The following is a 20,160-nucleotide window of genomic DNA, read 5'->3' as shown; positions in this document are numbered from 1 at the left end:
TCTTCGTTTACAAGGAATAATCAATCTCGTGTTTATCCATTAATTCGGGTAACCTGCTTATTGAAAATCTCTTCCAACTCCTTGTATTTAGCTGGATTTACTTTTGATTCCTTGAAAGCCGAAACAATCAAATTCATTTCATAAAATGCAATCTGAATATCCCGATCATGTGAACGAATATTATCTTCAGAGAAATAATAATCAATCGCCTTAGAATTACGCTTAATAATGGTATTTGCCATACTTAAAGCCTTAGCTTCATCACCAATCTCCAAATACAATCCAACGGAACTAGCTGAGAACTGATCGTATGGAATTACTTTATTAGGCATTACCTTATCCAAATAATCCAATACTTGCTTAGCCTTTGGCAAATTACCTTCACGAATCAACTGATCTGCTAAACGATAAACTCCTAAACGAGCAGTTACACTAGGAATCCCTAGATAAAAATCGCCATGATAGTAAATCTTCTCATCATTTAAACCTCTCCAATACATTTTATTCAAGAAGTTATCCGCCATGATTTTTGTATTCACGAAACCATCTTTAGCTCCTGGAATCTTGAAAGGCATCAAACGATACGCATAACCTTCTAATTGCATACTTTCTTTCAATCCTAAATATTGGTCATTAGGTAAGGTAGAAGCAAAATATATGGGGCGCTTCCATCCTGCTTTCGCATTGTTGGAAATAACTTCCAATTGAATCAACTCTCCTTTGAAAATATTTTTACCTGGTAGCTTCCATCCAATGCTGGTGCTCAAGAATGGTGTAAACTCTTTAGGAAACCAATTACTAGCCGCAATTTCCGTTGGATTAACAGGTATAACCAATGAATCTGATGGGAATGTATTAATCATATCTCCCGACTGAGTCTGCGCCTGAATTCTTGGGTCGTTTTTATGTAATAAATCCAAATAATCGGGTAATGACATTCCTTTGATATTCGGATTACCATTATACATAATTTGATCATTAACACCCTCCAAAAATTGATCTTTCGTTAACTCGATTGGCAAGGGCATTGACTGGTAAGTTTGACGCTTCATTTGATCAATGTACCAATCAGTTCCTAATAAAGATAAGTTACATACACGAACGTCTGTTCTGAAGCCTTCTACCTCTTGTACATACCAAAGAGGGAAAGTGTCATTATCACCTCCAGTAAATAGAATGGCATTAGGAGCACAACTATTCAATAGATTTTTAGCAAAGTCAATTTGGTGATATCTACCACTTCTATCATGATCATCCCAGTTTTGCTGAGCCATAATCAATGGGGCAGAAAGCCCAAATACAGCTAATAATGACCACTTTAACTGCGGGCTACGGACAATCTTTGTCAGCCAATCGCCAATTTGCATAACACCCAAACCAGCCCAAATAGCCATAAAATAAAAGGATCCTACATAAATATAATCCCTTTCACGAGGTTCTACAGGCGGAGAATTCAAATAGACTACTAATGCCACCCCACTGAGAACAAACATTAAAATGGTTATCAAGAAATCCTTTTCATTTTTACTATACAATAAGTAAAAACCTAAGAAAACCAGAATCAGTGGCAAAAAGAAATAGTTATTTCTAGCTTTATTATTGGCTAAATTATCTGGTAATTTGGACGAATCTTGAAATGGGTTAATAGCCCAGGCATCTTGGTAATCACTTTCTCTTCCCAAGAAATTCCAAAGCAAATAACGCATGTACATATGCCCCACCTGATGCGTAAACATAAAGCGTAAATTATCCCCAAAACTAGGTTTTTGTCCTGCAGGAATACCCAACATTTCTTGGTACAAGGCCACATGCTGAGGTGAATTGCTATAAACACGAGGCAACAACATTTGCTGGTCCTTCTGGTAAACGTATTCAGGCTTGTAGGTATAGACTTCGTATTTACCGTCTTTCAACTTGTAAACTGGCTCACCTTGTTTAAATTCTTCAATTTCAGCCGTATACACAGGACCATAAAGTAAAGAACGCTCACCATATTGCTCTCTTTTCAAATACTTCAAGAAGTTCAAAATATTACTAGGATCATTTTCATTGATCGGAGGATTATAACCTGAACGTACTAATGCCACGGTGTACGTGGAATAACCAATCATCAAGAAAACAAAAGAGAATAATGCAATATTTAATACCTCTTTACCTTTGGCATACGAATAACGAATACCAAAGACTACGGCTAAAATGACTAAAAACAAGAAAAATAAAGCTCCACTACCATTACTTAGTCCCAACGAATTCACAAAGAATAATTCAAACTTGAACGCGATGGAAGGTAAACCAGGAATGATTCCTGAGTTAATAATCGCCAATATTATCAATCCAACAAACATGGCGATAAAACCGCCTTTGTAAGTAGGTTTAGCTTCACGCTTGAAATAATATAAAATAGCTAAGGCTGGTAAAGTCACCAAGTTCAATAAATGGACACCAATGGATAGACCAACCAAATAGGCAATAAATAACAACCAGCGATTTGCCTCAGCACGATCTTCTACCAATTCCCAGCGGAACGCAGCCCAAACTACGATGGCTGTAAAGAATGACGACATGGCATATACTTCTGCTTCAACAGCAGAAAACCAGAAAGAATCAGAGAATGTATAAATTAAGGAACCTATTACACCTGAAAACAATAAGGTATAGGTTTCGGGCTTCGATAATTCTTCAAATGACTTATTAATAACCTTACGACCAATCATCACGATGGTCCAATGCATAAATAAAATAGTCAATGCACTACTTAGCACCGAAAGCATGTTTACCCAAAAGGCAACTCGACTCACATCACCTAGGGCTAATAGGGAAAACATACGACCTAACAATAGGAATAAAGGTGCTCCAGGAGGGTGAGGAACCTGCAATTTATAGGAACAGGCGATGAATTCTCCACAATCCCAAAAAGAAGCAGTTGGCTCAACGGTTAGCGTATACGTAACTAAAGCAATAGCAAATACTGCCCAACCAGTTAGGTTATTTAAGCGTTTAAAATTCATCATATTTTAGAAATTAAAATCAAATGTACAGGGATTCATCCTGTCAAAAAAAAGCTTTCTGTTAAGAGTTGTTAATTGAATTGCCTTAAAAAGCGAACGTCATTTTCAGTAAATAAGCGCAAATCCTTGATTTGATATTTCAACATGGTGATGCGTTCAATTCCCATTCCGAATGCAAATCCATTGTATTTCGTTGAATCAATACCTACGTTTTCTAAAACGTTAGGATCCACCATACCCGCTCCTGCAATTTCTACCCAACCCGCCTGCTTACATACATTACAACCTTCTCCTTTACACAATAGACAAGTAATATCCATTTCTGCACTTGGTTCAGTAAATGGAAAGTAAGATGGACGGAAACGTACTTTCGTATCCTTGCCAAACATTTCTTTGGCAAAATGATACAATGTATCTTTTAAGTCCTTGAAACTTACTTTTTCATCCACATACAATCCTTCCACTTGATGGAAAAGACAATGCGCACGTGCAGAAATAGCCTCATTACGGTATACTCGGCCTGGCATAACGGATCGAATAGGCGGTTTTTGATGTTGCATCAATCGGATTTGTACGTTGGAAGTATGTGTCCTTAATAAAACATCATCTTGTATTTCGCCAGCTCCTTTTTCAATAAAAAAAGTATCCTGCATTTCTCTTGCAGGGTGATTTGCTGGAAAATTTAAAGCCGTGAAATTGTAGAAATCCGTTTCGATTTCTGGACCATCTGAAACAGAGAATCCCATCCGATTGAAGATTTCTAAAATTCGGCTACGAACTAAAGTCAAAGGATGTAAAGTACCTTGCTGAACTGGGCTAGATACCGTCAAATCCGAAGGAATTTCAAAGCTAGACTTAGCATCAGCAAATGATTCCTGCGCTTGATTAAACTTATTTTCAGCTAGATTTTTTAATTGATTTAAGGCTTGTCCAACCTCTCTCCTATTTTCAGCAGGTACATCTTTTAAGCCATCAAATAAACTGGCTAATCGACTTTTACGACCCACAAATTGAATTCGGAATTGCTCTACTTCAGATTCATTGGAAATGACAAAAGCCTCAATTTCTTCCTGAATCACCTTTATTTGTTCATTCATTCAAAAAAAATTTAATTATAATATTTTAATTCCCAAGGTAAGATGCCAAACGCTAGCCTTTTGAGAAATATTTACATCACTTGGAATAGGTACAGTTCTTGATAAATCTGTCAAATTACCTTCATAACGTAGGTCTAAGGTTAATCCCAACAAATCGACACCTCCACCAACCGTGTAGGAAAAATAGGCCTTAGATATCGCATCTCGAACAGAAGCAGATGATGCTACTGAAGTAATGGCCTGAGCAATGGTATTGTCCGAATTCAAATTATATGAAGCCACAGGACCTGCCAATACGTGCAATGGACCAAGTTTATATCCCAATAATAAAGGGACATCTAAACTCGTGTAAGCAACATCGACCATTTTATTCAAACTTGTTACATTGATTGTAGCATTTTTCGCAGTCACCAACACTTCAGGCTCAATGAATAATTTACGACCCACACGGGCATATACACCACCTACATAACCTGTTTTTAAAGCTAAGTTTTGGTTAATTATATCATTTATTGGAACAGATGCTCCTTTATACGTCATACTTTCTACATTAATAGAAGATAATGTGATACCTCCTTTTATTCCAAAACGGAATAAACTACCTGTCACTTTTCGAGCACCAAATTGGGCATTAGCTTGAAAAATTATTCCTGTAAGGAACAAAAACAGTAAGCTGAATTTCATTGACTTTTTCATGATTGGGCGGTTTAATTCAATTAGCTTGTAAAATTATCCTTTTTACTCCGAAAAAAAAGGAAAAACCAAATCAAAGCGTAATTTTGGGTTCTTAATTTATTTATGTGGCCAAAGCCAAAACCTCTTTTATTTGTCAATCTTGTGGACAATCATCACCTAAATGGTTAGGGAAATGTCCAGCATGCGGAGAATGGAACACTTTTGTGGAAGAACTCCTTGAAACTACCATTCATCCTGCTGAAGTTTGGAAAAATAAAAGCACTCATAGAACGGCTCCTGTACCGAAATTATTGCAAGAAATCACTTTTGAGAGCAGTCCAAAACTTCAATGTTCGGATGAAGAATTCAATCGGGTATTGGGTGGAGGTATTGTACCTGGAAGTTTAGTCCTGATTGGAGGAGAACCCGGAATTGGGAAATCTACTTTATTGCTTCAAGTAGCTCTATCACTTCAAGGCCCCAAAATATTGTATGTTACCGGAGAAGAATCCGAACAACAGATCAAATTAAGAGCTGATCGTCTTGGACCTATCTCTCATGATTTATACATCTTAACAGAAACAAATACTCAACAGATTTTCAAGCATTTGGTTGACTTAGAGCCTGATTTAATCATTATTGATTCCATTCAAACCCTATATTCTGATCAAATTGAATCCGGCCCTGGTTCGGTGTCACAAATTCGAGAATGTGCCTTGGAGCTCATGAGATTTGCCAAAGAAAGTGGCACGCCTATCTTTTTAGTGGGGCATATTACAAAGGAAGGATCTATAGCTGGCCCTAAAGTGCTAGAACATTTAGTGGATACGGTTCTTCAATTTGAAGGTGATCGAAATATGATCTATCGTATACTTCGTACTACCAAAAATCGATTTGGTAGTACTTCTGAATTGGGTATTTATGAAATGTTGGGCAATGGCCTTAGACCTGTGAGTAATCCATCCGAAATCCTTCTTTCCTCTAGGGATGAGCCTGCCTCAGGTATCGCTATTGGAACTATTTTGGAAGGAAACAGGCCACTTTTGATTGAAATTCAATCGTTAGTAACCCAAACATCTTATGCCACAGCTCAAAGAACAGCTACAGGATATGATGCCAAACGGTTGAATATGTTACTCGCCGTATTAGAGAAAAGAGGAGGATTTAGGCTAGGAACGCAAGACGTATTTTTGAATATAACAGGAGGAATCAGAGTGGATGATCCTGCCTTGGATTTGGCTGCTTGTATGTCTTTACTTTCTTCTCACGAAGATAAAGTCATAGATTCCAGCATTTGTTTCGCATCTGAAGTAGGATTGGGTGGAGAACTTCGTGCAGTAACGCGTATCGATCAACGTATTGCTGAGGCAGAAAAACTGGGATTCAAAGAGATTTGGATCAGTAAATACAACCAAAAAAGCATCAATTATAAAGCCAAAACAATTAAAGTTCAGCTGGCTAGTACCTGGATGGAAGTTATGATGAACATTTGGAAACGAAAGTAATTTCTGGATAAGCAACATGGATTAAATGCAATCCATGCGCGGGTACAGCTCTTCCTGCTTGCTTTCGATCTTTAGCATCTAAAATTCTGATTAAATCCGCTTCATCCCATTTGCCTAATCCAATTTCAATCAGTGTACCAACAATAGCACGAACCATCCCTCTCAAAAATCGATTTGCCTCAATGGTAAAAATCAACTGATTTCCTTCTTTTTGCCATTCTGCCCGACTGATTTGACAATCGAATGTCGTCACATCTGTCTTTACTTTTGAAAAACTCTGAAAATCTCGGTGATTCAATAATAGCTGGGCTGCTTGATTCATGGCCTCCATATTCATTGGAGCTTCAAACCAATAAGCATGATCTCTTGAAAATGGATCTTTTGATAGACTAATATGGTATTCATAAGTCCTGCCCGTAGCATCAAAACGGGCATGAAACTCATCAGGTACTTGATAAATAGCTTGAATGGCTAAACTGGCAGGCAATATTCGATTCAATCGATATACCCAATCCACCTTTGGCTGATTCGCCTCCTCAATAATATCAAAATGAGCAAATTGTTCTCGGGCATGGACGCCCGTATCTGTCCTACTACTTCCTACTAAATCAATTGGAATACCAGCAATGGTACTTAATGCCTTCTCTAGTTCTGACTGAACTGAAACGGCATTCTGCTGGATTTGAAATCCATGAAAAAAGCCGCCATCGTACGAAAACTGTAGTAGATAACGGCTCATTTCTAGTTGGATTTATTTAATTCAATGCTTTTTCTAACGCTGTATGAAATGATTCAGAAGCCTTAGCTTGAGAAGAAACAATTTGTCCATCTACTATAAAATCATGGCCTGTTACCACTCCCAAAGCACTAAATGGAATCGTTTGCGACTTCAATTGAGCTTCAAATGCGGCTTGTTTCTCAAGAGCAACAGACACCAATACACGGCTTTGAGCTTCTCCAAATAAGAAAGCATCTTGACGAATATTATTGTCAGAATTGATGGCAAAACCTTTTTGACGAGGGAATGAAGACTCAGCTAAGGCTACTAACAAACCTCCATCGGATAAATCATGCGCTGATTGAATCAATGAATGCTGAATCAAACTAGCGATTCCACCTTGAATTTTTTGCTCAGTTTCCAAAACAAAATGTGGAGATGGACTAGCTTTTACTCCTTTGTAAGAATATAAATATTCAGAAGAAGCGATATCATTCACACTTTCTCCTACCAAATAAATCAAATCTCCTTCTTCTTTGAAATCTAACGTCATTTTCTGACTTGCCTCCTCTAAGATACCCAACATACCGATGGTTGGCGTTGGGAATACTGGACCTTCGTCAGACGATTGGTTATAAAAACTTACGTTTCCGCCAGTTACAGGAGTTTCAAATGCCAAGCAGGCTTTTCTCATACCTTTGATAGCCCCCACAAATTGCCAATATACTTCTGGTACATATGGATTACCGAAATTCAAGCAATTGGTAATCGCTACGGGTACACCTCCAGAACAAACAATATTGCGTGCTGCCTCCGCTACTGCAATGGCACAACCCTCTTCTGGATCTGCATTCACGTAACGAGAGTTACAGTCGACCGTTATAACTATCGATTTCTTAGAACCATGCACTTTCACTACCGCAGCATCCGAAGGAGCATTGGTATTACGATTAGCACGACCAATAGATGAGTCATATTGTTCTGCTACCCATTTTTTAGAGGCGATGTTTGGGTGATTCATTAAGAAATCAAATGCTTTACTGATTTCACCCGCTTCTAAATCTTGAACAGAATCTATCATGAATTTCTTAAACTCTTGGTAATAAGCTGGTTCACGGTATTCACGGTGATAGATTGGTGCGCCTCCACCTAAAACTAAATCATCGGCAGGTACGTCAGCTACTAATTGACCATCTTGGAAGAATTGAAGACGTTTGGTGTCAGTCACTTCGCCAATTTGTTCACAATTTAAATCCCACTTATCAAATATCTTTTTAGCCTCATGCTCTCTACCTTTTTCTACTACAATTAACATACGCTCTTGAGATTCTGATAAAAGAATTTCAAAAGGTTTCATGTTTGGTTGACGGGTAGGAACTTTAGATAAGTCAATAATCATACCGTGCTCTCCTTTGGCAGACATTTCAGAAGTAGAGCAAATAATACCTGCCGCACCCATGTCTTGAATACCAATCACACAACCTGCTTCAATGATTTCTAAGGAAGCTTCTAATAATAATTTTTCTTGGAAAGGATCACCTACTTGTACAGCAGGTAATTTCTCAGAAGATTTGGCAGTAATATCTTCTGAAGCAAAACTTGCTCCACCAATACCATCTTTACCAGTAGCAGAACCCACAATGAAAACGGGATTTCCAACGCCATAAGAGATGGCAGATGCTTGTTTTCCTACCTTCAAAATTCCTGCTGAAAAGGCATTCACTAATGGATTGGTTGAATAACAATCATCAAAGAATACTTCTCCACCTACTGTAGGGATACCAAAGGCATTACCATAATCACCAATACCTTTCACAACACCCTTAACCAACCATTTGGTCTTAGCTAAATCAATATTGCCAAAACGTAAAGAGTTCAGTTGAGCGATCGGACGAGCACCCATGGTAAATATATCACGATTGATTCCACCTACACCTGTAGCTGCGCCTTGATAAGGCTCTAATGCAGATGGGTGATTATGCGATTCAATTTTAAAGGCACATCCTAAACCATCCCCTAAATCAACCAAGCCCGCATTTTCTTCTCCGGCTTTAGCTAGCATACGTGGAGAATCTTTTGGTAAGGTTTTTAACCAAACAATGGAGTTTTTATAACTACAGTGCTCAGACCACATCACTGAGAAAATGGACAATTCTGTGAAGTTAGGCTTGCGACCTAAAATCTCTTGAATACGATCATATTCTTCTGGAAGTAAACCTAATTTTTTGGCAGTTTCGAGGGTGGGTAAGCTTTCGTTGGATTCCACAATATCAATTTTAATGTAAGAAATGGCTTGGAAGCACACAATTGAGCACAAAGGTAATAATTTTTGCTTGGAGGGAAACGATTACCTCAGGATTATTCCGATTATTTGGACTATTTATCCCAATTTTCCTGCCAATACTTTTTATCCTCGGCAGTATCTAAATCTCGATATTCTTCATCAAAGGAAATCCATTGACAAATGTCTGGATGGGATTTCCAAAATGGCCCAAAACCCTTATCCCCTTTCCATTCGTACAATTTATGTTGGTGTTCAAAAGGAATCAATACAGGAGGGGATGATTGACCCTGAAAGGAAGAGATGATGACTTGACTTGGATTTTTTTGATGAGCAACTAAGATTGCCTCAATATGCTTTTCTTGAACAAAGGGAGTATCTACTAACATGACGAGAATAGGCTCTTTTCGAGGAGCTAAAACTCGCATACATTCTGACAAGGTATTACCCTGACCTAAATGCCATTCTTGGCTTTCCAGCACTTCAACCCTTTCATGAGAAATAAGGGCCTTTATAGCCTCTTTTTCAGCCCCAAGTACTACTACAATGGTATCAATAAAAGGAGCTTGCAAAACCTGCAAGCTCCTTTCAACTAATGTTTTCTGACCTAAATTTATTAGAGCCTTTGGCTCACCAAGTCGGGAAGAAGAACCAGCTGCTAACAGAACTCCAATCATTAGACGTTTGAGATATCAAATGGCAATGTTCTTACTCGCTTACCCGTTGCTAAAAATACAGCATTGCACAAGGCAGGAGCCACTGGAGGAAGTCCTGGCTCACCTACTCCACCGGGAGCTTCGGCACTTGGCATAACAAATACTTCGATTTCTGGAATTTCCCCTTGTCGGAGTACAGCATAATCATGAAAATTACTTTGTTGGGTTTGACCGTTCACAACCGTAATTTCATTCTTAATGGAAGCAGTTAAACCCATCGTAATATTACTTTGCACTTGGGCTTTGATATTTCGTGGATTAATAGCCACGCCACAGTCAATCACAGAATATACTTTTTTGATCACCACGCCATTCCCTTGTTTTTCTACCACGATAGCATGCGTACAGATGGAAGAAAAAGATCGTGCAATAGCTATTCCCACGGCTTTACCCTGGGCTTTCAATTGTTGATAATTCGACAATTCTGCTAGTTTCTTTAAAACTCCTACAAATCGAGGAGAACCAGCAAGTAATTCTAATCGGAATGCCAAAGGATCTTTCTTTGCTTGATGTGCCAATTCATCAATGAATGATTCTTGACCAAATAAATTGGTAGAAGCATATACCGATCTCCACCAAAGAATAGGGATTTTAGTAGTTACTAGGCTAAAGGAGTTTCTTCTATTGGGAAAAGTATAAGGACTATCAGGTAAATTGATTCCTTCTTCCGCCCAAGGATCTGGAGCATTACCCAAAGGAACTTGGAATACCTGATTTAATATAGAAGCACCATTTAAGCGATGTTCAAAAGCTTGAACTTTACCCTGTGCATCTAATGCACCTCTCATAACAGATAACATACCCGGACGGAATGGTCCTTGTTGGGTATCATCTTCTCTTGTCCAAACTACTTTGACTGGTGCGTTGATTTGCTTGGATAAATGAGCGGCTTCCAGCACATAATCATAGTAAGCTTTCCGACCAAAAGCACCACCTAAGAAAGTAACATTAATTTTAACATTCTCCTTTTTAAAGCCTAAATAGGTTGCTAATTCAGTCACTAAGGAATCGGGACCTTGTACGGGAGCCCAAACTTCCACTTTACCATCTTGCACATATACCGTAGCATTTTCAGGCTCCATCGGCGCATGTGCTAAAAAAGGTGTTTGGTACGAAGCCTCTATGACCTTATTGGCACTGGCAAATGCCTTATTCACATCACCAGTTAATGATTCTTTGTATTCAAATCCTGGAGACTTGCCAGCTTCTTTCAATTGGTTGAAATACTTCTCTGTACTCATTTCGTCGGCCACAGTACTTTCCCACTCAATATCCAAAAGACGTTTTCCTTTTAGGGCAGCCCAATAGGAATCAGCCAATACGGCAACAGCCTCTGTACTGGCATGTGGCATTTTACGCTCTGTTTTCAGAACGAATTTGACGCCTGGACTAGCAATTGCTTTTTCCCCATGGTAAGATTTTACTTTGGCATGTATACTGGGTGCATGAGCAATACTTGCATACAACATACCGGGTATTACTACATCCATACCAAACTTTGACGTTCCATTTACTTTGGAAGGAATCTCTGGCCTTGGAATAGACTTTCCTATTTGGGTAAAATCAGCTGGATTTTTGAGAACTGGATTAGCTGGCACAGGTAATTTAGCCGCAGCGGCTACTAATTCCCCATATCCTAAACTGATATTTTTATTTTTTTGATAAACTCGGCCTTCTTTGGCATAACATGCACTTATTGGTACATGCCATTGATTGGCAGCAGCTTGAATAAGCATTTCTTTAACAGCGGCACCTACGGTTCTCATAGGCAAGTAGCGAGTACTTACAGAAGAGGATCCACCAGAAAGCTGAGAGCCAAATTTAGCTGAACCATCGGATGTAACAATTTCTACTTGGTCTAAACGCACTTCCAATTCCTCAGCAATCAACATAGGAATAGACTGAGAAGTCCCTTGCCCCATATCGGGTCTAGCATTAAACAAGGTTACTTTACCTGACTCATTGATCAGGACATATGGATTTATTTCCACTCCAATATGCGGTTCATGAGCCATATTCTTGACCTTCACCCCTTTCCCATTAGCTAAATTTTCAAAACCAATGGCAAGAAAAGCTGCTGTTTGAGCACTAATCTTGATAAAATCTCTTCTCGAGGTTTGTTTTGTTGTATTCGTGCTCATTTGGATTTCGTTTTAGGAGTGGCTTTTATCGTTTTAGCTGCAGCATGTATCGCTTTGCGCATGTCTTGGTAGGTACCACATCGACAAATATTTCCTGCCAAAGCAGTATCAATATCTTGGTCACTTGGATTAGGATTGGAATCCAACAAAGCCGCTACCGCTAAAATCTGACCTGATTGACAATATCCACACTGAGGAACTTGTTCTTTAATCCAAGCCAATTGCACAGGATGATTTGTATTGGCTGATAAACCTTCAATACTAAGCAGTTTATCTTCAGGCTTGATACTTGAAATAGGTGTGGAACATGAACGAATTGGGTTACCGTTTAATAATACAGTACAAGCACCACACAAACCCATCCCACATCCAAACTTAGTGCCCGTCATACCTATTTCATCACGAATTACCCACAATAAAGGTGTATCGGAAGCTACATCAACCTGATGCTTCTTCCCATTAAGTTTGATGCTATACTTACTCATGGCTTTATTTATAGATTAGAACATAAATTTACAATAAAATCAAATTCCATTCGTCTTTCAGAAAAAATATTAAACGAGCATTCTTAATTTGCATCATGCTTTCAGAAGAAGAAATTAAGTTCATTCAAAAACATGCCCAAGATGACCCATATCAATTGAGTCTATCCAAAGGCCTGAGTGAAGGACTTTCTTTATCTAAATTGGTTCCTCAGATTCAAGCAAGGCAAAAATTAGTTCATAAATTACCTTCCTGGATTGCGAATCATCAACTATTTTTTCCTCCTCAACTAAACCTTGAGCAAGCCTCTTCTGAAGATACGGCTCTGTTTAAAGCAGATCTAATCCAGGGAAAGGTAATTGATTTAACAGGAGGAATGGGTGTTGATACCTGGGCATTTGCCAAAAAAGGAAATTCCGTCACCTATGTCGAGAGAGATGAAAAATTAAATCAAATTACTCGCTACAATCATCAGGTATTAGTCGGAGATTCCATTGAGCATATTGTGGGAGACGGGGTAGCCTATATGAAAGAACATCCTTCCCAATGGAATTACATTTACTTAGATCCTGCCAGAAGAGGCTCCAAAGGAGAAAAAGTTATTCTTTTGGAAGATTGTGAACCCAATGTTCAGGAAATTTTACCCTACATCAAACAGGCTACAAGTTTATTGCTGAAAACTAGCCCATTATTAGATATTAGTCGGGCTATACAAAGCCTTCATGGGGTAAATCAAGTATGGGTAATTTGTGTCAAAAATGAAGTAAAGGAATTGCTCTTTCTAAAATCCCTAGAGGCTAGCATGGATCCCATCATAGAAGTTCATGAATTAAGTTTAGAGAACAGTTTGATTTTTCGGGCCAAATTAAGTGAGGAGCGTGAGGCTAATGCCCAACTAGGGAAATTAGAAAACTACCTCTATGAACCACATGCTGGAATATTAAAAGCTGGGTTCTTTAAATTAGCAGCAAGTCAGCAAATACATAAAATGGGCAACAATACCCATTTGTATACTTCAAAAGAAAGAGTAGAATCATTTCCTGGCAGACAATTTAAGGTGATAGCGCTGGGCAATCTGGATAAAAAATGGATTGAGACACATTTACCTTCAGGAAAAGCCAATATTAGCACCAGAAATTTCCCAATGAGTCCAGAAGATATTCGAAAGAAATGGAAGATAAAAGAAGGTGGTCCATGGACACTTTTTGCCTATCAAGATGAGCAGCAAAAAAATGTCGTGGCACTTACTGAAAAATGTCCAGTAAATTGATTTCGTATTTTGACTAAAAAATTTACCTTTGTTCTTTATATTCAACAAATTAAGCCTATGTCTAAGTATTTTTTCCTAGCGGTATTTGTTTTCAGTGTTTTCTTGGGTCAAGCTCAAATATTTTCGGGTATGACTGAGATTGAACGTGCCAAAAAAGAAGGCTTTTATACTTATCTAGGATCGGAAGAAAAGTATGCTATCGATAGCTGGAAAAACTATTTAAAGAAATATGGTCGAGTTGAAAATGGTAAAGGAGGAGCTATCATAAGCTATGATACTCGAATTTCATCCATTTCTAAAAATCCATTTACTTTATTGTCTAAGATTTCAGAGGAAAATAATAAAACCAAACTGTTTGTGTCTATCGGTTTAGGCCCTGATGATTACATCCAGACTGGCCATGCCCAATTTAGAGATGCTACCGCTTGGTTGGAAGATTTTATTGAAATACTAAACTCAGAAGAAGGCGTTCGAAAAGAAGAACAAAAATTAGCCAACCTGACTAGCCAAAAAGTAAAAAACGTTAAATCGGCAGAGAGATTAGTAAGAGAGCTTGAGGCCAATAAGAAACAAACGGAATTGTTGACTAAGAAATTAGAAGAAGCAAAACTTGAAAAGGAAAAATTACTAGCTAACCAAGAACAGAATAAATTAGATCAAAAAGCAACAGAAGATGCCCTAATTCTTCAAAATCAAGCATTAGAATCAGCAAAAAAGAAAATTAAAGACTAAACCCATGAAAAAAGCTATTCACTTTTTGGGAGTATTCATGATCTACATCATGACTAGTAGTTTTGGATTGGTAGAATATTCTGCCATGAGACCACATACGTATTTTGTGGGTATTGATAGTACGAAGCAATTGAAGCAGCCTTTAGCAAAAAAAGAATTTAATCAAGTCCAGAAAAAGGAAGAGGATAATCAACAAGAGGCTCAATTGAATGAAGAACGCAGCAATTGGACAAAATATATTGTCATTGGTGTGAAAACGATCTTTTCAACATTACTTAGTCTAGTTAGTTATATGATTAAGTAAATCCAACTTTATGCCATCATTTAGAGTCGAAACACTCATTAACTCACCAATTGATTATGTTTGGGCACTATTTGATCAAGATTTATTAGCCAAATTATCCCCACCATTCCCTCCTATTTCCATTAATCGATTTGATGGCTGTAAAAAAGGTGATTTAGTCCAATTAGAAATCAAATTGGGCTTTTTTAGTTTATACTGGAATTCCGAAATTACCGAAGATTTTCAAGGAGAAGATTCCATTTATTTTATTGACGAGGGAACAAGAATTCCTCTAGGAATAACATATTGGAAGCATCAGCATATTTTGGAAAAAAGAAATGCTCAGCAAACCATGGTTATTGATCAGATTTCCTATTCCACTTCTTCTAAATTTTTAGATATTCTACTTTATCCCTTACTTTGGGGAATGATAATCTATCGTAAACCTTTTTATCAATCATTACTTACACTTCGCTAAACAATATGAAATTAAGCCTTACTCAAAAAATCATCTTAGGTTTCATCCTAGGACTCGCTTTAGGGGAATATTTTTTCCTCACTTTTTCTCCAGAAGAAAGTCATGAGTGGGCACAACGTTTTCAAGTGATCTCCAAAATTTTCCTGCGCTTGATCAAAATGATTGTAGGTCCCTTGGTATTCTGCACCTTGGTGGTAGGAATTGCCAAATTGGGTGATTTTAAAGCAGTTGGTCGAATTGGCTTAAAGACCATTGGGTATTTCTATTTCGCGACACTCTTATCATTAGTGACAGGTTTAGTGGTTGTTAATATCACCCAACCAGGAAGCTTACAGTCTTGGCCAAAGCCGGCAGCAGGAACTTCCACGGGTATTGATGCCTCCAAGGTGAAGACCTTAGAAGATTTTATTTTACATATTTTTCCAGATAGCTTTTTCAAGGCTTTGGCAGAAAATGAGATTCTTCAAATTGTCATCTTTTCTTTGTTCTTCGGGGTAGCTTTAGGCTCTATAGGTGAAACTGGTAAAAAACTGATTCATGTATTTGAAAACTTGGCTGAAGTAGTTTTCAAGATGGTAAATTATGTGATGGAAGTAGCACCTTATGCAGTTTTTGCTGCCATGACTACCGTTGTAGCCAATAAGGGATTAAGTATCTTAATTAGCTATGGTTACTTAATGATTTGTTTTTTGGGAGGCCTCCTATTCTTTACCGTGGTCATTTTATGGCTAATCTGTATTTTCAATAAAATCCCATATTGGGCTTTATTGAAAGAACTTAAAGAAGCACTATTAATCTCCTTTTCAACGGCCAGTTCGGAAGCATCATTCCCTCAAACCATAGCTGCATTAGAACGATTTGGATGTAGTAGACGAATTGTAGGTTTTGTATTACCCTTAGGATACAGCTTCAATTTAGATGGTTCTATGTTGTACATGACATTTGCTACAGGCTTTATTGCACAAGCTTATGGGGTGCATTTAAGTCTAGAACAACAAATCACCATGTTATTAACCTTAATGATTACTTCCAAAGGAATAGCTGGTGTACCCAGAGCATCATTGGTCATTATCGCTGGAACCTTAACCATGTTCAATTTACCTGCGGAAGGAATCGCCTTGTTATTAGGAGTAGATCCTTTCTTAGATATGGGAAGAACTGTTACTTCTGTGGCAGGAAACGGAGTTGCTACTTGTGTGGTATCTAAATGGGAAGGAGAATTCAATCCCCCTACGAACGCTTAAAGGTCATTTCTACGGCTTTTCTAGCCGGAAATATAGAGGCTAAAAAAGTAATGATGATAACCACCAATGCGGTTTGGATGAAATCCCCTATCCGCATTTGGATGGGATATGCATCAATCAGAGAATTAGGAATTCCTAAAGAGATAATCCCAAATTCCTGTTGGATATAACCTAAACCGTATCCAAGCAACATGCCTATGATAGCCCCTGAGAAGCTAATGAGTACGCCAACCAACAGGAAGGTCTGAAACATCTGCTTTTTGGTAAAGCCCATGGCTAGCAAGGTCGATAAATCTTTCTTTTTTTCGATAACTAATAAAGAAAGAGCATAAAACAAGGTAAATGAAGCAATCCCCATCACAAAGGCCATAATTAAGAAAACAAAGAATTTTTCGATCTTAATAGCCTTCAAAAGAGCAACGTGTTGTTCGTCTCTTGTTTGTACTTGATACGTCTTTCCTAATAAAGTAGCGAGTTTTGATTTAAGGGCTTGCTCATCTGCATGTTCGTCGATCATAATTTCCAATGCAGAAATTTGATTCTCCACACCCATTAATTCTTCCATCCATGGTAGAGGAACTAAAATCATCTGATTGTCAAAGGATTGCTCTACTTCCATCACTCCAGAAGGAAAAAATCGATTACTTCGGATGGATTGTTCATTGATGGTGAAGCGTTTCAAGGCTTGGTGATTGGGATACCATGCTTCTATAGGAGTGAAAACATCCTCAAAACTCATTCCCATATTCAAAAACACCCCAATTCCGACAACGGCAAAGGCATGTTCCCCATTTTGAACAAAATAATCACCCTCCACAACTTGTTTCTTGAGGCGTTCAGCCTTCAAAAACTCATCATCCACCCCTTTAAAACGAACAACTAATTGCTTATTCTTATATCGAATCAGAGCCTGATCTTCCAAAATTGGATTGAAAAAGCGAATTCCTTCCAATGATTTGACATCCTTTAACTGCTGAGCAGTTAAGGTAAATCTTGTATTTTGGGTAGAAATAACCTTCAAATCTGGATCATAGGTTTTGAATAAACCTTTTTGGAATTCTTCTAATCCATTAAATACGGACAAAATCAGGATAAGAGCCATGACCTCCACTCCCACTCCCAACATAGAAATACGGGAAATGAAGGTGATAAAACTCGCCTTAGACTTGGTGAAAAAATACCTTTTTGCAACAAATAAGGGTAGATTCAAGGGAATACAATTTATTTATCTTCCTCTTCCGTAGCTGGAGGAATAACTAAACCTTCAAATAAAGCTTCAATTTTAGCTGCATATGCCGCAGTATCATCTAGATAAAACGACAAATGGGGAATGATTCGTACTTGATGACGAATTCGATTGGCTAAGGCATTACGAATCGCTTTGGTTTTTTCTTCCAAAATATCCACAACTGCCTGAGGGTCATCCACTAAAAGAAAGCTCAAATAACAACGAGCCGCTGACAAATCGGGGCTCATTTTCACGTCGGTAATAGTGACCATCCCTTTCCCAAAAACCTCTTTAAATTCCTTTTGAAAGATATCACTTAAATCTTTTTGTATCTGACGACCAAACTTTTGTTGACGCTTGCTTTCCATATTTCTCCTTTCTTTACCTAAAAATCTCACAAATTTCAGAATAATAATTGGATTAAACGTAATTTAGGGTCGGTGTTCCAAAAATATGTTCCAAATTTTCAAGTCTGATTCCATCTTACCTACCCTTTTGTTGGTAGCTATTTGGCTTATTAGTTTATTTTATGTCCAGCAATGGGGTTTAGCTCCTTTTCCTTGGGAGATTAAAAACTATTTATTGGGTCAAAAACTGAATCAAGGATTCTTGATCTATGAGGACATCAGTGACAATACGGCTCCCTTAGCTGCTCTTTTTTATCAGATTGTACAGTGGTTTTCCATACCAGTACATTGGAACATTTATATTTCATCCATCATTGTCATTTATCAAAGCTATATTTTCCAACAAACAATTCAGCGCTTTGAATTGATGCCACAAATCGGGTATTTACCCTTTTTGATGTATGCCATTATCTTCCACTTATCCTTAGAATTTTTGGCTCCAGGGCCCGCTTTAGTAGGTCTGACTTTTTTATTATTGGCTTGGAGAGAAATCATTTATCAACAAAGAACCCTACAAGTCAATGATCGAGTGATACTTATAGGAATATACATGGCTATAGCCAGTTTATTCTATTTGAGTTACTCCTTATTTTTTGTTTGGGCTTTATTGAGTTTGCTGTTTTATTCAGGTATAACCTTACGACAAATAGTACTGATGTTTGTAGGGTTCTTGATGGTCTTCTCGTTGAATATCTTGTTCTTTTCCATCAATGGAAATCTTCCATTCATGATTCAAGTTTTCAAACGCTCGGCCTTTCAGTTTCAAGTGCCTGAGCAGTTAGAAGTCACTCAAATTGCCGGTGTTTTTGCTCCTGCCTTGTTCATTGGGATATGGGGATTTTGGCTAGTATTGCGTAGTAGGAGGATTCGCTCTAATGCGCAAAAAGGACAGCAAACAAACCTTATTTGGCTCATTACAGCCATATTTGCTACCTTGACGGTCCCTTCTTTGATTCGTATTAATTTACTTTTTTTCCTACCAGCCTTAGCCTATTTTGGACTCAATATCTTTCATTTGAGCTCGAATTCCATCTTAAAAGAAGTAGCACTTTGGTTACTCATTGGAGGAACTTGGTATAACGTTCAGGTAGAACTCAAAAATAAGGATCGAGAGCGTATACCTGCCCCGACCTTGACCTTGAAAAATCAACGATTAATGGTTCTTGGACCACAAATTGAAGAATATTTAGGAAATCAAATGGTTGGTCCTTTTGTCAATTGGGATTTGGCTAAACCCCTATTTTCTAATTTAGACCAATACAAAAATGTAGTTTTACTGCATGAATACTTTGAAAAAGATGCACCAGATTACATCTATGATGCCGAAAACAACATCAAAAAACTAAGCGTGTATTTACCCAATTTGAAAAGAGAATACCGGCAAATTTCCCCGAATTTGTACCAAAAAAATCCTTAGCTACAAGCGATTTTACCCACACGACCTTGGTGACGACCTCCTTCAAAAGGAGTTTCAATGAAAGCCGCTAAGCAGGCTTTGGCTTCCTCTAAAGAGATGAATCGAACAGGTAAACAAATGACATTGGCATCATTGTGTTGACGAATTAATTTGGCCACTTCGACATTCCATGCCAATCCTGCACGAATACCTTGGTGCTTATTGGCAGTAATAGCCACTCCATTGGCACTTCCACACAATAATAAACCAAAACGTTGCTCTCCTTTTTCAACAGCCGATGCCACAGGATGAGCAAAATCTGGATAATCCACCGAATCCGCTGAAAAAGTACCATAATCCTTCACTGTGATTCCTCTTTCTGCTAAGAAATCAATCAAATCGTTTTTATAATCAAATCCGGCGTGATCACCACCAACAGCAAAAGTTAAGCTCATTATCTTGTATTTTAGTTCTAAATTCTTGACAAAGGTAAGCGGA

At 38.0% G+C, this 20,160-nt stretch carries 18 protein-coding genes; 7 read left to right on the top strand and 11 right to left on the bottom strand.

Annotated elements, in window-relative coordinates; translation table 11 throughout:
* Positions 1-32 precede the first annotated feature (32 nt).
* The 3 genes from EWU22_RS07650 to EWU22_RS07640 form a co-directional block, all read right to left on the bottom strand.
* The gene (locus EWU22_RS07650; RefSeq protein WP_130925079.1) at positions 33-3,011 is read right to left on the bottom strand and encodes a glycosyltransferase family 117 protein; all 2,979 of its coding nucleotides are present in this window, start codon (positions 3,009-3,011) and stop codon (positions 33-35) included.
* 68 nt (positions 3,012-3,079) lie between these two features.
* Positions 3,080-4,105, bottom strand: coding sequence for a phenylalanine--tRNA ligase subunit alpha (gene pheS, locus EWU22_RS07645; protein WP_109322727.1), 1,026 nt, complete (start codon positions 4,103-4,105; stop codon positions 3,080-3,082).
* A 15-nt stretch (positions 4,106-4,120) separates the two neighbouring features.
* Positions 4,121-4,801, bottom strand: coding sequence for a porin family protein (locus EWU22_RS07640; RefSeq protein WP_109322726.1), 681 nt, complete (start codon positions 4,799-4,801; stop codon positions 4,121-4,123).
* A gap of 104 nt (positions 4,802-4,905) precedes the next feature.
* On the opposite strand from EWU22_RS07640, the gene radA reads away from it, so the two are divergent.
* Positions 4,906-6,285, top strand: coding sequence for a DNA repair protein RadA (radA, locus tag EWU22_RS07635; protein ID WP_130925078.1), 1,380 nt, complete (start codon positions 4,906-4,908; stop codon positions 6,283-6,285).
* On the opposite strand, the gene truA is transcribed toward radA, so the two are convergent.
* From truA to EWU22_RS07610, 5 genes are all read right to left on the bottom strand, one after another.
* Positions 6,257-7,024 carry a tRNA pseudouridine(38-40) synthase TruA gene (gene truA, locus EWU22_RS07630; protein WP_130925077.1) on the bottom strand — a complete coding sequence of 256 codons (768 nt, stop codon included), beginning with the start codon at positions 7,022-7,024 and terminating at the stop codon, positions 6,257-6,259. The genes radA and truA overlap by 29 nt on opposite strands.
* Before the next feature lie 16 nt (positions 7,025-7,040).
* A complete protein-coding gene (gene purL, locus EWU22_RS07625; protein ID WP_130925076.1) occupies positions 7,041-9,269 on the bottom strand; it encodes a phosphoribosylformylglycinamidine synthase subunit PurL in 2,229 nt (742 codons plus the stop codon).
* 110 nt (positions 9,270-9,379) lie between these two features.
* Positions 9,380-9,961, bottom strand: a complete 582-nt coding sequence (locus EWU22_RS07620; RefSeq protein WP_130925075.1) for a nucleotidyltransferase family protein — start codon at positions 9,959-9,961, stop codon at positions 9,380-9,382.
* The gene (locus EWU22_RS07615; protein ID WP_130925074.1) at positions 9,961-12,141 is read right to left on the bottom strand and encodes a xanthine dehydrogenase family protein molybdopterin-binding subunit; all 2,181 of its coding nucleotides are present in this window, start codon (positions 12,139-12,141) and stop codon (positions 9,961-9,963) included. Before EWU22_RS07615 ends, EWU22_RS07620 begins: the two co-directional genes overlap by 1 nt.
* A complete protein-coding gene (locus tag EWU22_RS07610; RefSeq protein WP_130925073.1) occupies positions 12,138-12,626 on the bottom strand; it encodes a (2Fe-2S)-binding protein in 489 nt (162 codons plus the stop codon). The genes EWU22_RS07615 and EWU22_RS07610 overlap by 4 nt, the downstream gene beginning before the upstream one ends.
* Before the next feature lie 95 nt (positions 12,627-12,721).
* On the opposite strand from EWU22_RS07610, the gene EWU22_RS07605 reads away from it, so the two are divergent.
* From EWU22_RS07605 to EWU22_RS07585, 5 genes are read left to right on the top strand one after another with little or no spacing between them, the layout of a single operon-like run.
* A complete protein-coding gene (locus EWU22_RS07605) occupies positions 12,722-13,894 on the top strand; it encodes a class I SAM-dependent methyltransferase (RefSeq protein WP_130925072.1) in 1,173 nt (390 codons plus the stop codon).
* A gap of 57 nt (positions 13,895-13,951) precedes the next feature.
* Positions 13,952-14,626 carry a hypothetical protein gene (locus EWU22_RS07600; protein ID WP_130925071.1) on the top strand — a complete coding sequence of 225 codons (675 nt, stop codon included), beginning with the start codon at positions 13,952-13,954 and terminating at the stop codon, positions 14,624-14,626.
* Between the two features lie 4 nt (positions 14,627-14,630).
* A complete protein-coding gene (locus EWU22_RS07595; RefSeq protein WP_109322718.1) occupies positions 14,631-14,930 on the top strand; it encodes a hypothetical protein in 300 nt (99 codons plus the stop codon).
* Between the two features lie 10 nt (positions 14,931-14,940).
* On the top strand, positions 14,941-15,387 hold the full coding sequence (locus EWU22_RS07590; protein WP_130925070.1) for an SRPBCC family protein: 447 nt from the start codon (positions 14,941-14,943) through the stop codon (positions 15,385-15,387).
* Between the two features lie 5 nt (positions 15,388-15,392).
* Entirely contained in the window at positions 15,393-16,631 is a 1,239-nt protein-coding gene (locus tag EWU22_RS07585) for a dicarboxylate/amino acid:cation symporter (RefSeq protein ID WP_109322716.1), read from the top strand.
* On the opposite strand, the gene EWU22_RS07580 is transcribed toward EWU22_RS07585, so the two are convergent.
* Both EWU22_RS07580 and rbfA read right to left on the bottom strand, forming a co-directional pair.
* Positions 16,618-17,841: an ABC transporter permease gene (locus tag EWU22_RS07580; RefSeq protein WP_130925069.1), complete on the bottom strand. Its 1,224-nt coding sequence runs from the start codon at positions 17,839-17,841 to the stop codon at positions 16,618-16,620. The genes EWU22_RS07585 and EWU22_RS07580 overlap by 14 nt on opposite strands.
* A gap of 11 nt (positions 17,842-17,852) precedes the next feature.
* Complete coding sequence (gene rbfA, locus EWU22_RS07575; RefSeq protein WP_109322714.1) at positions 17,853-18,227, bottom strand: 30S ribosome-binding factor RbfA; 375 nt, start codon at positions 18,225-18,227, stop codon at positions 17,853-17,855.
* Positions 18,228-18,312: 85 nt separating this feature from the next.
* Between rbfA and EWU22_RS07570 the strand changes: the two genes are divergently transcribed.
* Entirely contained in the window at positions 18,313-19,683 is a 1,371-nt protein-coding gene (locus tag EWU22_RS07570; protein ID WP_130925068.1) for a hypothetical protein, read from the top strand.
* On the opposite strand, the gene rpiB is transcribed toward EWU22_RS07570, so the two are convergent.
* Positions 19,680-20,117 (bottom strand): ribose 5-phosphate isomerase B, encoded by a 438-nt coding sequence (gene rpiB / locus EWU22_RS07565; RefSeq protein ID WP_109322712.1) that lies wholly within the window; start codon positions 20,115-20,117, stop codon positions 19,680-19,682. The genes EWU22_RS07570 and rpiB overlap by 4 nt on opposite strands.
* Between the last annotated feature and the right edge of the window lie 43 nt (positions 20,118-20,160).

It is taken from the genome of Aquirufa nivalisilvae (genome assembly GCF_004307455.1).
GTDB classification, from domain to species: Bacteria; Bacteroidota; Bacteroidia; order Cytophagales; family Spirosomataceae; genus Aquirufa; species Aquirufa nivalisilvae.
Note: the sequence above shows the minus strand (reverse complement) of the source record. Positions and strands in the feature narration are given on the sequence as shown.